A 14,501-nucleotide genomic window follows, 5' to 3' on the forward strand; every position below is an offset into this window, starting at 1 on the left:
GTGAAGAATCAAACTGAATATCAGCCCCAAGCTATTTAAAGAAAGCTTGAGGCTGATTAGAAGAGATGGTATCTACGTTACTTACCAATCGCTTCTTTGGCGAATAGATGCTTTATTGGGCCTAGGTTATCAACGAGTGAAAGCCCTACTCCACGGATAAGTTTTTTAACCGGGTTTGCACCTTCAAATAACTCTTTGAGCCCTTGCATCATGGCTATGTGCTTTTGCGCGTCGAGCTTGCGGGTGCGCTCGTAATCACGAAGTGTGCGGGTGCTTGCAAACTCCTTACTATCGCTTGTTAAAAGCTCAATTAAATAAGCCGCATCTTTTAGGCCTAGGTTCATACCAAGCCCTGCAAGTGGGTGGATTGTATGTGCAGCATCGCCAATGAGTACCACTTTGCCTGAAACCCATTGTTGGGCGTAGCGCATTTTAAGTGGGAAAGCTGCGCGCGCACTTTGCACTTCACATAGCCCGCATTGGCCATCTATTGCAGCCATAACAGCTTTATTAAAGGCACTGTCGTCCATTGCAAGGAGTTCATCGCAGTGGTTTGGGCTGGTAGACCACACAATTGAATGGGTGTTGGCATCGCTTAATGGTAAAAACGCCAGTGGCCCTGTTGGTAAAAACACTTGGCGCGCGGTGTTTGCATGTGGCTCTTTGGTTTTAACCGTAGCAACTAGCGCGTGGTGGTCGTAATCTTTAAAGCTAAGCGCCATATTAAATTGTTTACGTATAGCTGAATTTGCCCCATCAGCGGCCACCAGCAGTTTTGCAATAATAGGCTCGCCGCTTTTAAGGGTTATAAATACGTCGGACTCACTTTGGTGTATTTGCTGATACTCGGTATCAAACATTAGTGTGGCGCTTGGTTGTTGCTCTAGCTCTTTTACAAGTGCATAGCGAATAATATCGTTTTCAACAATGTGGCCTAAATGTTCAAGCTCAAGTTGCTCGTTGTTAAACGCTATTTTACCAAAGCTGTCGGCATCACGTACGTCCATATGTGTATAAGCGCACGCTCGTTGTGCAATAATTTCGGGCCATACATTTAATTGCTCAAGCAAGGTTTGGCTTGCAATGCTCAGCGCACTTACACGTAAACCATATTCGTCAGTTGGTGGTGCTTGTGTTGATGTAGCGTCAATCACAACGACGCTTATATCGGCTTTTGCCAATCCAAGTGCCAGTGTCAGCCCTACGCAGCCGCCACCTACAATACAAACCTGTGCTTGCTTCATAAACGCCTACCTTGTTTAACTTGCCCCATTAACTGCTTGGCTAATGGCGCTTTTAATACGGGAAATAAATCCATCGAAAACAATCCAATGCTGCGCCCCAATGCGAGCACTCGCGATGAGTTCGAAAAAAGCCTGACAAGTGCATCAGTTAAACTCATTACGGTTTTTATATCATCACTGCGCTTTTTTGAATATTCACGTGTAAACGCATAGCTGCCTAAATCGTGTTGGCTGTTTGCTATTAAATTACTAAGTACTTGCACGTCGCGAAGGCCTAAATTAAAACCTTGCCCTGCAATAGGATGAATAGCATGTGCAGCATTACCAATAACCACTGTACGGTGCGCAGTCAAAGACTCGACTTGCCCGTAAACGAGCGGGTAACTCGTGCGCATGCCTACTTTAGTAAATTGACCTCCGCGATAACCAAACGCGCTTTGCAGTACACTTATAAAGTCTTGCTCATTAAGTGCCATGTGTTGTTCAATCTGATCTTGACGCATACACCATACTAACGAATAACGGTTATTGCTCATGGGTAATAACGCCATAGGCCCGTTTTGTGTAAAGCGCTCAAATGCATGATTATTATGCCCACCAGCCACTTCTACATTAGCAATAATAGCGCCTTGTTCATAAGGCTGGGTATTAAAACCAAGCCCGAGTAAATTGCGTGTTGGTGATTGTGCGCCATCAGCAATAACCAATAGTGCTGCATTTAATTGCTCGCCACTTTGTAGAGTGAGTGTATTGCTATGCAAAGTTTGCTCAATGGCAGTTACGCTATCGGGGCACATAAGCGTAATATTTGACTGCGTTAAACGTAGGTGAAGCGCTCGGCCAAATGGATTTACTTCTACTACGTAACCAAGTGAGGGCTTAGCAAATTCGTCGCAATTAATGTGCGCTTTGCCAAAGTGGCCTCTATCAGACACGCTCACTTTTTTGATTGCTGCAGTGTAAGGGGCATTTTGCTCAAATAAATTGAGGCTTTGTAAATACTCTACCGATTGCTGAGCAAGTGCAATGCTTCTGTCGTCAAAGCTTGGGTGGTAGTCGCCGGTTACTTGATTCGCTTCTACAACGGCAATATTTAACGCGGGATTAGTTTTAGCCACACTTAATGCGCAGCTTGCTCCCGCTAAACCACCGCCAATAATAACTACATCAAACTGCTTAGCCACTTTACTCTCCGAGCTTTATACGTTTTTAGCACTTTGCATAAGTGCTTCTATATCGCTAATTTTTTTAGGCACGCTTAGGGTCAAGTTTTCATGGCCGGTTTCGGTAACTAGCAAGTTATCTTCGATACGGATACCAATGCCTTTATATTTTTGCGGTGCGCTTGAGTCTTCGCTTATATAAAGCCCTGGCTCTATGGTGAGTACCATGCCGGGTTCAAATGCACGCTCAACGTTATTTACTTTGTAATCGCCAACATCATGTACATCTAAACCAAGCCAATGCCCAAGCCCGTGCATGTAATATTCTTTACACGCGCCTTTTGCCATTAGCTCGTCAAAGTCGCCGGTTAAAATACCTAAATCGAGTAAACCTTGGGTCATTACTTCCATTGCACGTTTATTAGCATGCGACATGTAACCACCTGGTTTTACTTCATCAAAGGCAACTTCTTGCGCTTTAAGAACAATATTATAAAGCGCGGCTTGCTCTTCGCTAAATTGTCCATTTACTGGAAAAGTACGGGTAATATCGGCGGCATAACCTTGCAGTTCACAACCAGAGTCTATAAGTACTAGGTCGCCATTTTTTAATACGTCGCTATTTTGTGTGTAATGTAAAATATTGGCGTTGTCGCCACTACCAACAATTGTGCCGTACGCAGGATGTGGAGCGCCATTAATAGCATAATGATGATGTAGCTCTGCTTCTAGCTGATACTCTGTGGCACCCGCATGCGAATAACGCATGGCACGCATGTGCCCTCGTGCACTAATTTCACAGCCTTCTCGCATAACATCTATCTCACTTGGCGATTTAAACAAACGCATTTCGTGAATAAGGCCACGTATTTCTTTTAAAGTACTCGGTGCTTTGAGTCCTTTTCGAGAGCCATTTCGAAGTGTACCTAGTAACGAAAATACTTTGGTATCAAATGAAAAATAAGCACCTTGTGCAAAATAGATCGCATTTTTTGCATTTAGCATATCCAGTAGCTTATCGTTCAATTCACTTAGCGGGTAAGCTTCATCAAACAAGTAGTCACTTTTAGCTTTATCAAAGCCAACTCTGCGGCCATGCCAAATTTCTGCAAGCTTATCTTTATCTAGGCAAAATAAAGTACTGGGTGCATCGCTGTTGTTACATAGTACGAGTACGGCGTCGGGTTCGTTAAAGCCAGTTAAGTAAAAAAAGTCGCTATCTTGTCTAAATGCATATTCGGTATCGCGGCTACGCGTCACTTCGCTCGCAGCGGGAATAATAGCAACGCTATTTTCATCCATTTGAGCAATTAAACGCTCGCGGCGTGCTTTAAATTCTGACTTTTGTACTTCAACCATTATTAACCAACCCGTTTTACTTTTTTTTAAAGTGAATGCCTAATGAAGTGTTTTTTTAGTGCTTTGCGTGCTCTGCTCTTTACCAAGCTCTGCAAAACAAAGTAGTGCTGATACGCGCACATATTCAATCACTTCGTGCAGCGCTTGGCTGTCTTCTTCGGTTTCTTCAAAAGTGGTATCTAGGCGAGTGATTTCGCTAAAGTCAGTAATAACTTCTTTAACATCGCTTGATAGCTTACCGTAGTCTTTTTGCTTTAAACCAAAACCAAGCATAAAACCTGCTACCCATGATACGAGACCATTAGCCTGATCGATGAGTGTTTCGTCGTCGCTTGGTAAAAATAAATCAAACTGAAATTCATCATCATTAAAGCTTGCGACTACTTGCTTATAAATAGTGCCAAAAAACTGCTTTAAATCGTTACTAAACGATTCACCATCGTTAAACACATCGCTCAAAAGACCTAAGTATTCTTTGTCGTCAATGGTTAAACCACACGCAAGTAAACCACTAATCACACCATGCGCTTCGGCAGGTGATACAAATATTTCGTTTTTTTCTAAAAGCAGTTGAGCTTTTTCGTAATCGGGTAAATCGTTCATAATCGAATCTTCGCTTTGCAAGTTAAGGCAATGCTACCACTCGATAAAAAGCAACTCCAATTAATTGTATGATCAAGCTCAAAAACCATGCGATAAAGTAAATGACGAGTTAAAGGTGCGGAAAAACTAAGCGAACGGTTTAATTTTTTGCGTTTGGGGTTTAAGGATTGGATTATGTCTTATATACTTAAATTGTTCCCTGGGATATCGGAGCTTGGTTAAGTCCCTGAGCCGATAAATTTTATACCAGGATTTCTGTTCGTCTACTATTGTGCAAGCTTGGCATGTACCGAGAAGCCTACGGTAAACCGCAGATTTCCGCCCTGAGACCTTCTGGTTTCAGGACTGAAACCGGGTACCATATCTTGGGGAACACCTTTTTAGCAAACCCTCGCCTTTAAAAGGCTTTATCAAAAAAGAAATTAACCTTCCTGTTTATTCTTATATTTATCTAAATTTTTTATTCACTTATCTTCAATTGTCTAATATTACTTTTTAGCTTATAAAAAAGCCGCAGGTAATTGCTTACCTACAGCTTTAATAATCACGTATTAGAGTGAAGTTATATCAATCTGCTTATATATGAGGTCTATTTAACGTTAAGAAAATTACGCTAGAACTAGGGCGTGTTGATCTTTGTGGATTGAAATTTGTTCAATCTAGGGACGATTAAATCGCGGCGCGAGGTTTGTAACCTAGTGGGCTAAGTAAAAACCGAGCAACAAAGAGTTGATCGTCCCTAGAAAGAACCCAAAGGGCAGCGCATGTTTGGTATTTATGCGGCGTTATCGCCTATTCGTGGGGAATAACCACACTACATAGGCTCTGCCTTGCCTAAAAACCAAACATACTGCTGCAAATTCACCCACGAAAGGTCAACACGCCCTAGGCAAAAATTTTTATATCTAGTTGTTCTAAATAAAAAATTTTTAACGACGTTATAGTGCAATTTAATTCGTTAAATTGATCAAAGATTTATGCAGGTTGGTATTATTTAAACCAACCTTGAAAACGCTCCATTAGCATGTAGTTTATTGGTACTAGTAATAGAGTAATGAAAGTTGCAAAAATAATCCCAAACCCTAAGCTCACCGCCATTGGTATTAAAAACTGTGCTTGAGTCGCTTTTTCAAACAGTAATGGCATTAAGCCAATAAAGGTCGTTAAACTAGTTAGCATTACAGGGCGAAAACGCGATGCACCTGCAATTTTTATAGCATCGAGAACTTTTCCACCTTCACTGCGCTTTTTATTAATAAAATCAACTAGTACAAGCGAGTCATTTACTACCACCCCGGTTAGCGCAAGCATACCGAGTAAGCTCATAATAGTTAAGTCCATGCCCATAATCCAATGCCCTACTACAGCACCTATCATGCCAAATGGAATTACACTCATTACTATAATTGGCTGTAAGTAAGATTTGAGCGGTATAGCTAGTAATGCATATATAATGAAGAACACAAACACAAGTGCCCAAGCCAACGAACCAAACGACTCTCGTTGCTCTTTAGCCTCACCTTCTAGCTTGTAATCTACTCCAGGATATTGCTGCATTAATTCATCTAAATACTCCGTTAGGTCAGCCTGAAGTATTGTCATGTTGGTGTTATTTTTTTCGATATCTGCTGTTACGTTTAATGTGCGGTAACGATCTATTCGATTAATAGTTGATGGACTTTGCCCAGCAGTAAGTGTTGCCACATGCGATAAAGGCACAGAGCCACCATCAGGTGTATTTATAAGTATGTTTTGTAAATCGGCTACAGAGCGGCGCTCGTCTATAGGTAGGCGCACCATTACACGTACATCGTCCCGGCCTCGCTGAATACGTTGTGCCTGCGAGCCAAAGAACGAGTTACGTACTTGCCCTGCTACATTAACTCTATTTAAGCCCAGCGCTAAACCTTGTTGTGTAAGCTCTATTTGTAACTCTTCTTTACCGTCAGACATACTATCAGCAATATCAAATACTGTTGGGTAGGTCGATAAACGGGTTTTAATATGATCAGCCACGTCTTGTAAAATAGTCAACGAAGTACCGCTAAGCTGAACATCAATTGGGTCTGAACTTCGGCCAATTTCGGCTCTAAACGTTAAACTTTCAGCGCCTGGGATGACACCTATTAAATCGCGCCATTCGCTGGCAAGTTCTCGTGATCCTATATCTGATTCACGCTTTTCAGCTGGTGTAATTTCAAAGCGTACAGAGCCTGAATTAGATACACCACCACGCCCGCCTGTTGTGGCTAATATATTTAAAATAACGCTTTCACCTGTATCTGGGTCGCGGTATTTTTCTTGTAATTGCTGCGCCTTTTGCGACATGTCAATTACGTATTTATTAGTTACTTCAAACGGTGTACCGGTTGGTAGTGTTAAGTTAACGCGGACTGTTTCGCTTGGTATACGCGGGAAAAATACAAACTTAGTCCAACCGCTGGTGATCATGGTTAAAATTATAACAAATACACCAATAAACAAGCTTACCGAAGCCAATTTATGGCGCAGCGCTAAATTTAAAGTGGGTTGATAATATTTTAAAATCGCGTTTTCAAATCCATCTGCAAAACGCTGTTGAAGAACATCAAGCTTTGAAGGCTCACCTTTTTCGTGGCGCAGTTTTATATATTTTAAATGTGCTGGCAGTACAAATTTAGATTCAATTAATGAAAACAGTAATACAGGTATAACTACTACGGGTATTTGGGCAAATAAAGCACCACGCGCCCCTTCAATAAAGGCAAGAGGTAAAAATGCAGCGACGGTAGTTAATACACCAAAGGTTACTGGCGTTGCTACTTCTTGAGTTCCTAAAATTGCAGCTTGCTCGCCCGACTTAGCTGTTTTTAGGTGGGTATAAACGTTTTCGCCGGTAACTATGGCGTCATCAACAACAATCCCCAATACCAATATAAAGCCAAATAAACTCATAATATTAAGGGTTACACCAAAAATAGGCATCGCTATAAACGCGCCCATAAATGAAACCGGTATACCAATAAACACCCAAAATGCAATTGCAGGGCGTAAAAACAAAGTAAGTAAAGCCAGTACTAAAATACCGCCTTGTAAAGCATTGGTAGTAAGGGTCGAAATACGGCTTTTAACAAGTTCTGAGTCATCATCCCAATAGCTCAGTTCAAACCCCTGTGGTATTGAGCTTTGTTGCTCTTTTATATAGTTTTTAACATCGTCAGCAACGGTAATTGCACTTTGTGGACCAATTCGATATACGTCGATAAATGCTGCTTGCTTACCGTTAAAACGAGTACGTACTGGTGTTTCTTCAAAGTCGTCTTTAATTATCGCTATGTCGCCTAAACGAATAATCGTGCCGTCTGCTTGATTTTTAACAACAATATTGGCAAATTCATCTTTACGATATGCTTGCCCTTTAGAGCTTATAAGTACGTCCCCCCCTTCTGTTTTTAAGTTACCAGCAGAAATATCTGAACTTGAGTTAGAAATAGCACTCGATATTTGTGCAAGGCTTAAATCGTACTGGCGAAGAACGTCCTGGCTTACTTCTATAGCAATTTCATAATCACGCACACCACTTAGCTCTACCTGCGTCACATTAGGTAAACGTAGAATTTGATCGCGTACTGTTTCTGCGTATTCGCGGGTTTCTTTTTCGCCGTAGTCACTCGATACTGTAACCGCTATAACCTCACGAATTCGCTCAGCAAGCGCTACTATCGGCTTTTCGGCATCAGCAGGAAAAGTATTAATTGCGTCTACACGACTTTTTATATCAGCTAAAAGCTCACGAGGGTCGTAACCGCTTTCAACTTCTATTGTTACTGAGCCAGAACCTTCAGAAGAGCGACTAAATATTTGCTTAATGCCTTCTAAATCTTGCACGGCTTCTTCTATACGAATTGTTACGCCTTGCTCTACGTCCTCTGGTGTTGAACCACGCAAGCTCACGTTTACACTTATCATGTCGGTTTCAAATGAAGGAAATACCTCAAGCGGTATTTTACTCGATAGACTAAAAAGCCCCGACAGTAACAACGTTACTAGCAGTAAGTTAGCAGCAACATGGTTTTTGGCAAACCAAGCTATCATGGTTTATCTCCTTGCTTTGCTGCACGACGTTTTTTCAGCTCATCTACACTAATACCCAGCTCTTTCGCTTTTTGTTCAAGCTGCTCAGGAGATGGGCGCTTTCCTTTACCTTGCCCATTAGCTCCGCGGCTTTTAGGTTGCTCTGCGCTTTGCTCTCCTAAAATCCTTACCTGAGTCCCAGAACTCACTTGCCCAAGTGGAGTAATAACGAGTTTATCATTTGGGTTTAATCCTGATTTAATCATCGCTTGTGTCGCATTTTGCCAAGCGAGTGTAATGTCTTTACGCTTAAGTACGCCCTCTTCAACAATGTAAACGTAGGTTCCTTGGTAAATTGTACTGTTAGGGATTATAAGTGCGTTAGACACTGTTTTACCGGTAATTTGCGCCTTTATGTATTGCCCTATTTTTATTGGGTATTGGTTATTAGCTGTTGCTTTGTATGGGTCGTTAATTTTAGCAACTACATAAAGCTGTTGTGCGCCTTCATCAATGGCACCTTCAGTACGTGCCAGCTGCCCTTGCCAAGTTTGCTCGCCCACTAAGTCTGAGGTAAATTTTACAATTGAACCCGCTTGGTTTTTAGCACCATCGCGATATTGTTCTGGTAAATTTACAAACGGAAGGTCTTTATTTTTAATTGGTAAACGAATCTCAACGCTATCGATTGCGTAAATAGTGGCAAGCTGGGTATTGTTAGTAACAACTTGCCCTAAATCAACACTACGGCTGAGTATACGCCCGGCGTATGGCGCCGTTACTTTAGTGCGCTCTAAATCAAGCATTGCTTTTTCAAGTACTGCCTGCGCAGATAAAACTTCAGCTTCTGCTGCGGCTAGTTGTGGTTCACGCAGTACTAGGCTGCTTGCCTGATTTGAGCCACCAAGACGCTTCCAATCTGTGATAGCTTGTTGCCCACGCGCTTTCTCTTCCAGTAAGCCTTGCTCTGCGGTTAATAAATTGGCTTGAGAAGATTTAACTTCAGCTTGGTGATCTCTATCGTCTAGCTTTAAAAGGACATCGCCTTTTTCAAAAAATCCGCCTTCTCTAAAGTCATCGCTTACTTCAATTATTTGCCCAGATGCCTGAGCAACTAATAAACTTTGTGTACGTGGTTTGACCGTACCGTAGCTATCTATCATCACTTGGTAGTTTTGTGGTTTAAGCTCAAGCGCAGCTACACTTATTGATGCTTTAGGAGGTGAGCCAAAGCGTTTGGCCTCTGGCGGATTACCTTTGATAAACATAACAATTAAAATAGTGGCAACAATAACCACCGCTGGAATAATAATTTTTGCTGTTTTAGTTTTCATCGTTATTGCTCTTTAGTTCACTTGAGGGCTTTGCAAAATCACCACCAAGGGCAACATGTAAGTTAATTCTGTTAGCTATTAATTGGTTTTTAATTTCGATTAAGGAGCTTTGCGCATCGAAAGAGCGATCTTGTGCATCAAGCACGGTAGTGTAAGTTACCAAGCCACTTTGATATTGCTCAAACGATAACTGCTCTGCTGCAAGTGCATTTTCTTGCGCTTCAAGGGTGCTGCTATATTGTGATTTAAGAGACTGCTGCTGCGAAATGGCATTTTCTACATCACCAAATGCATCGTAAAGCGTTTGCAAATAAAGTTGCTCTTGCTTTTGAGTATTAAGACGCGCTATTTCTTCATTCGCTTTTAAGCGTCCACCTTCAAAAAGTGGCGCAGAAATACTTCCCAATAACGACCATGCAAGGCTTGATGGAGAAAACAAGTCGCTTACTCTGTCAGTGCTATCACTTAAGCTTGCTGTTAAGTCTAAACTTGGAAAGCGTTGTTTGTGCGCATACGCCAATGAAGCGTCAGTAGCTAGAAGCTCATACCAACTTGCACGCAGAGTAGGTTTACGCGTTATAAGCTCTGAAGGTAAGCCCAATGGAATATCGGTATTAATAACGGGTAAGTCGCTACTAGCAGTAATAGCACCTTTTGGGTATTCACCTAGTAAACGCTCAAGTACACGTGCTGATGCCGATAGGTTCGCCGTTTGAGTAGCAATGCGAGATCGTTCATTATTAAGCTCATTACGGGCTAAATATACATCGAGAGCTTCATTTATACCTTGGCGGTAGCCTGACTCAATAATATCCAAGCTTTGCTGTGCGTTGGCTTCACGGCGTTTGAATAAATCGAGCAACTGCTGTGCACTTACTACATCAAACCAACCTGCTACTACATCAGCAACGAGTTGCTGTTTAGCCTGTTCAAACCGTGCTTGCTGCGCTAAATAGTTAAGATTAGCTTCGCGCTTTGAGTCAGAAAGCTTACCCCATAAATCAACCTCGTAAGTTAAGTTTAAACTAACTGAACTTGCGTTGTCATAACTTACTGGGCGGTTGTCTTTACTGCGACTTGTACGCGTTGATAAATCAAGGCTTGGCCAAAGTGCAGAGCCCGATACTATAAGCTGTTGTTTTTGGATTTCTACATCGTAGCTAGTTTGCAAAAGCTGTTGGTTGTTTTTAAGTGCTTGTTGTACAAATTTGTTAAGCGTAAGATTTTGTAATTGTGTAAGCCATTGCTCTTGTACTTTTAATACCGAGCTTGATGCTTCTTGCTGCCATTGCTGTGGCATATCCTTAGGGGCTTGCATACGCTGCGACGAGTTCAAATCACTCGCACAGCCGCTAAGCAGCATCACACTAATTGCCAATAGGGTTGGCTTGCATTGCCAAATCATAATTAAACCTAAATTACTGCTATTTATGAACGTAATTCAAGCACTTTGGCAACTTTTGCTCAACCTACTTTACATAACATTACATAGCTAGCGATGAACTAACATAATAGCCAGTTATACGGTAAAAGTGAGTAAATGATCAGCAATTTTTAACACTAGAAATAAAAAATGCCAATGGGGTATTTAACCAACATTGGCATTTAATGCATTTTAAACTTATTACTTATGCTTATTTGCAGCAGGCACAGAGGCTTGTTTTAATTCGATAGCTCTGAATTTTTCAACTTGAGGAAGGGTTAAATTAATTTTATTTATTTCTTCAATTTCAACAGTCACTTCATCAAAGCTAATCCCTTCTAAGTGGCCACCTAATTTGTAATCGTTTGATACAAAGTGAAAATGCATCCCCGGAATACTAATATTGCCTAAGTAGTCTGGTGTATATAACCCCACTAAAGTACCTTTAATATTTTGCTTAGTGTACATAACTCGCGTTTTTAAATACTCCATAAGCGGCACACTGTCGTTTTTAACTCTTTGTGCAGATGCCATTTTTAAAGAGTTAAATGTACCTGTGATTTTATAAGCATAAAAACTATTTTTAGAGCTCATAGTTGCTTTAAGTTTCTCGCCTAATAGCGCCAACGAACTCACATTTTTTAAAGTAATACGTTTCTTTGGATTAAACTTAAACATTGTCATGTAAGGCGCTGCTAAATTAGATGGGGCCTTAATTAATGAGCCATCAATTTCTATTTTATAAACCACACCGTTGAGCGCAACAAGCTCACCATCTAAATTATCGGCAGTCCCTAATCCAAATTGACCTTTTTTAAGCATTTCTGCAGGTGTAATATCGCCTGTATACACCTGATTAACTAACGCAAGCGGAAAACCATATTGTTCTATTACATTTTCAGTTGGAGCTGCGAAGGCCGCTGAGTTAAGTGTAAATAAGGCTAAAAAGCTAACGCTGATAAAAAATAGTTTCATGCTATTTCCAAAATAAAAAAGGTCGCTAAGCATTTCGCTTAACTACCAAAAAAAAGCAAATAGCGTTACTTCTGCTATTTGCTAAACGGGAAGTCGTTTTAATAAATTACAAAAAGTAATTTATAGCTCAGTTACAAAGCTCATATATTGCTCGAGGTCGCCTACTACCGCTTTATGCATTAATTTGCCAGTTTGAATTGCGTATGGTTGATTAAAGTGAATATCCCACACGTCTGATTCTTTGCGCCAATGCTCATACACAGCCAACGTGTCGTCTTGTCCTTCAATAGTGTACAAATCAAATATAAGATTGCCCTCTTCTTGACTACGCGTTTGTGTAATATGAGTTTCAAATTGAGTTAAAAGCTGTGCTCTATACTGCAATTTAATTTTGAATATAAAGAAGATAATAAATATATCGTCTTGTGAATTTGGCGTTTTAAGATTGCGCTTATGCAAAGGTGCAGGCGTTGTATCTTTTAAGTTCATAGCTTCTGGCGCAGACACGCTAATATTAGGCAATGCTTGCAATAGAGCTTGCGTATAAGGCTGTGCACCGTGATAATTAACCGCGTTTTGGTTTTCAAAACGCTCGTAAGCAAAAAAGACTCCAGGTGCATTTTTATCTTGATATAAACGCATTTCTAGTAAGCCTGTTTCGGCTTTGCCGCCTTGCTTGTCATCTTCAAGCAGCGCTTTGAATTGATTTATGTATTCGTCTTTAATATTAAATTTAACTATTTGCGTGATCATAATTAACTCCAAAGAGATTAGCGCCGCATCAGTTAAACCAATGCAGTAATTAAAAATTAAACTTCAGTTAAAATTTCTGAATACTCTAAACGCGACTTTGGAAGAGTGGCATTAAAGTCATTTTTATCATCGCTATATCCCAAAGGCACAACAACTAAGCTTGAATAACCCTTTTCGCGTAAATCAAATTCTTCATCAAGTACGTTAACCTCAATTCCTTCCATTGGCGTTGCATCAATTCCTAAGGTAGATACCCCCAATAAAAATGCGCCTAAGTTTAAATAAACTTGCTTATCCATCCAATGCTGTACGTCTTTAAAATCTTGTTTGTGCAAATTAATAAACATATTACGACCACCATGCATACGCTCTTTAAACACGACTGGGTCTGCTACAAAACGGCCGTCTTTTTCTTCTTGATTTAAAACACGTAATAAATAGTCTTGCTCAATATCTAATTTACTAGCAAACACGAGTACATGTGATGCATCTAAAATTGACTTTTTATTGAATGGGAATAAACGCTCTGTTGATTTAGCTATTTTGGCTTTAGCCTCGTCACTAGACGCTAATATAAAATGCCAAGGTTGCGAGTTAACACTTGAAGGGCTAAATCTAAGTAACTCTTTAATTTTTTCAATATTGTCAGCAGAGATCTTTTTAGTTGGATTGTACGCTTTAGCTGACTGTCTATTTTTTGCGTAATGAGTAATATCTTGAGTCATAAACTTTCCCTATCTTGGGTTGAAAACACATAAGCAAAGGTACTTGCTTTTCGGTGAGGTAATTGTGCAAAAAATACGACAATAGAAAAAGAGAGAAACAATCCAATTAATATGGAACATTTTATCCATAATGACGTTGAATAAATTACAGATACAAAAAAGCCCCGCTATAAGCGAGGCTTTTAAATAAATGGTGCCGACTAACTAAGCCGAACGGGTAACTTATATAGACTACTGATTACAAGCCAGTTGTTTCGCTTTTAACTATGGGTATTTTTAATTCTAAAATCGAAAACAAAAAAGCCCCGCAATAAGCGAGGCTTTAAATAAATGGTGCCGACTAACCGAGTCGAACGGATAACTTATACAGACTACTGATTACAAGTCAGTTGCTTTAAGTTACCTGAAATAAATAGTGCCGACTAACCGAGTCGAACGGATAACTTGTACAGACTACTGATTACAAGCCAGTTGTTTCGCTTTTAACTATGAGTATTTTAAATTCTAAAATCGAAAACAAAAAAGCCCCGCAATAAGCGAGGCTTTAAATAAATGGTGCCGACTAACCGAGTCGAACGGATAACTTATACAGACTACTGATTACAAGTCAGTTGCTTCAAGTTACCTAAAATAAATGGTGCCGACTAACCGAGTCGAACGGATAACTTATACAGACTACTGATTACAAGTCAGTTGCTTCAAGTTACCTAAAATAAATGGTGCCGACTAACCGAGTCGAACGGATAACTTATACAGACTACTGATTACAAGTCAGTTGCTTCAAGTTACCTAAAATAAATGGTGCCGACTAACCGAGTCGAACGGTTGACCTACTGATTACAAGTCAGTTGCTCTACCAGCTGAGCTAA

10 protein-coding genes and 1 other RNA gene are annotated in these 14,501 nt (G+C 40.4%); 1 reads left to right on the forward strand and 10 read right to left on the reverse strand.

Annotated elements, in window-relative coordinates:
* Positions 1 to 77: 77 nt before the first annotated feature.
* The 4 genes from I6E80_RS20065 to I6E80_RS20080 are packed head-to-tail and all read right to left on the reverse strand — an operon-like array spanning position 78 to position 4,369.
* Positions 78 to 1,244, reverse strand: a complete 1,167-nt coding sequence (locus tag I6E80_RS20065) for an FAD-dependent monooxygenase (RefSeq protein WP_197186301.1) — start codon at positions 1,242 to 1,244, stop codon at positions 78 to 80.
* A complete protein-coding gene (ubiH, locus tag I6E80_RS20070) occupies positions 1,241 to 2,428 on the reverse strand; it encodes a 2-octaprenyl-6-methoxyphenyl hydroxylase (protein WP_197186302.1) in 1,188 nt (395 codons plus the stop codon). The genes I6E80_RS20065 and ubiH overlap by 4 nt, the downstream gene beginning before the upstream one ends.
* Positions 2,429 to 2,443: 15 nt before the next feature.
* Positions 2,444 to 3,766, reverse strand: coding sequence for a Xaa-Pro aminopeptidase (gene pepP / locus I6E80_RS20075; RefSeq protein WP_197186303.1), 1,323 nt, complete (start codon positions 3,764 to 3,766; stop codon positions 2,444 to 2,446).
* Positions 3,767 to 3,805: 39 nt separating this feature from the next.
* Complete coding sequence (locus I6E80_RS20080; protein ID WP_007587323.1) at positions 3,806 to 4,369, reverse strand: UPF0149 family protein; 564 nt, start codon at positions 4,367 to 4,369, stop codon at positions 3,806 to 3,808.
* 193 nt (positions 4,370 to 4,562) lie between these two features.
* On the opposite strand from I6E80_RS20080, the gene ssrS reads away from it, so the two are divergent.
* A non-coding RNA gene (gene ssrS / locus I6E80_RS20085) (6S RNA) lies at positions 4,563 to 4,745 on the forward strand.
* Positions 4,746 to 5,359: 614 nt separating this feature from the next.
* On the opposite strand, the gene I6E80_RS20090 is transcribed toward ssrS, so the two are convergent.
* The 6 genes from I6E80_RS20090 to nfsB all read right to left on the reverse strand — a co-directional run bounded on the left by I6E80_RS20090 (position 5,360) and on the right by nfsB (position 13,632).
* Positions 5,360 to 8,443 (reverse strand): efflux RND transporter permease subunit, encoded by a 3,084-nt coding sequence (locus I6E80_RS20090; protein ID WP_024600743.1) that lies wholly within the window; start codon positions 8,441 to 8,443, stop codon positions 5,360 to 5,362.
* On the reverse strand, positions 8,440 to 9,756 hold the full coding sequence (locus I6E80_RS20095) for an efflux RND transporter periplasmic adaptor subunit (protein ID WP_076925259.1): 1,317 nt from the start codon (positions 9,754 to 9,756) through the stop codon (positions 8,440 to 8,442). The genes I6E80_RS20090 and I6E80_RS20095 overlap by 4 nt, the downstream gene beginning before the upstream one ends.
* A complete protein-coding gene (locus tag I6E80_RS20100) occupies positions 9,746 to 11,161 on the reverse strand; it encodes a TolC family protein (RefSeq protein WP_197186304.1) in 1,416 nt (471 codons plus the stop codon). Before I6E80_RS20100 ends, I6E80_RS20095 begins: the two co-directional genes overlap by 11 nt.
* A 219-nt stretch (positions 11,162 to 11,380) precedes the next feature.
* Positions 11,381 to 12,154: an acetolactate decarboxylase gene (gene budA, locus I6E80_RS20105; protein ID WP_076925257.1), complete on the reverse strand. Its 774-nt coding sequence runs from the start codon at positions 12,152 to 12,154 to the stop codon at positions 11,381 to 11,383.
* A 120-nt stretch (positions 12,155 to 12,274) separates the two neighbouring features.
* Positions 12,275 to 12,907: a putative quinol monooxygenase gene (locus I6E80_RS20110; RefSeq protein WP_197186305.1), complete on the reverse strand. Its 633-nt coding sequence runs from the start codon at positions 12,905 to 12,907 to the stop codon at positions 12,275 to 12,277.
* A 56-nt stretch (positions 12,908 to 12,963) separates the two neighbouring features.
* Positions 12,964 to 13,632, reverse strand: a complete 669-nt coding sequence (gene nfsB, locus I6E80_RS20115) for an oxygen-insensitive NAD(P)H nitroreductase (RefSeq protein WP_197186306.1) — start codon at positions 13,630 to 13,632, stop codon at positions 12,964 to 12,966.
* Between the last annotated feature and the right edge of the window lie 869 nt (positions 13,633 to 14,501).

This window comes from Pseudoalteromonas sp. NSLLW218, assembly GCF_015864775.1.
GTDB lineage: Bacteria > Pseudomonadota > Gammaproteobacteria > Enterobacterales > Alteromonadaceae > Pseudoalteromonas.

Excerpts from the sequence above, each read along its gene's own strand:
- I6E80_RS20065 (WP_197186301.1), bottom strand. The coding sequence starts at position 1,244 with ATGAAGCAAGCACAGGTTTGTATTGTAGGTGGCGGCTGCGTAGGGCTG.
- pepP (WP_197186303.1), bottom strand. The coding sequence starts at position 3,766 with ATGGTTGAAGTACAAAAGTCAGAATTTAAAGCACGCCGCGAGCGTTTA.
- I6E80_RS20080 (WP_007587323.1), bottom strand. The coding sequence starts at position 4,369 with ATGAACGATTTACCCGATTACGAAAAAGCTCAACTGCTTTTAGAAAAA.
- I6E80_RS20090 (WP_024600743.1), bottom strand. The coding sequence starts at position 8,443 with ATGATAGCTTGGTTTGCCAAAAACCATGTTGCTGCTAACTTACTGCTA.
- I6E80_RS20095 (WP_076925259.1), bottom strand. The coding sequence starts at position 9,756 with ATGAAAACTAAAACAGCAAAAATTATTATTCCAGCGGTGGTTATTGTT.
- I6E80_RS20100 (WP_197186304.1), bottom strand. The coding sequence starts at position 11,161 with ATGATTTGGCAATGCAAGCCAACCCTATTGGCAATTAGTGTGATGCTG.
- budA (WP_076925257.1), bottom strand. The coding sequence starts at position 12,154 with ATGAAACTATTTTTTATCAGCGTTAGCTTTTTAGCCTTATTTACACTT.
- I6E80_RS20110 (WP_197186305.1), bottom strand. The coding sequence starts at position 12,907 with ATGATCACGCAAATAGTTAAATTTAATATTAAAGACGAATACATAAAT.
- nfsB (WP_197186306.1), bottom strand. The coding sequence starts at position 13,632 with ATGACTCAAGATATTACTCATTACGCAAAAAATAGACAGTCAGCTAAA.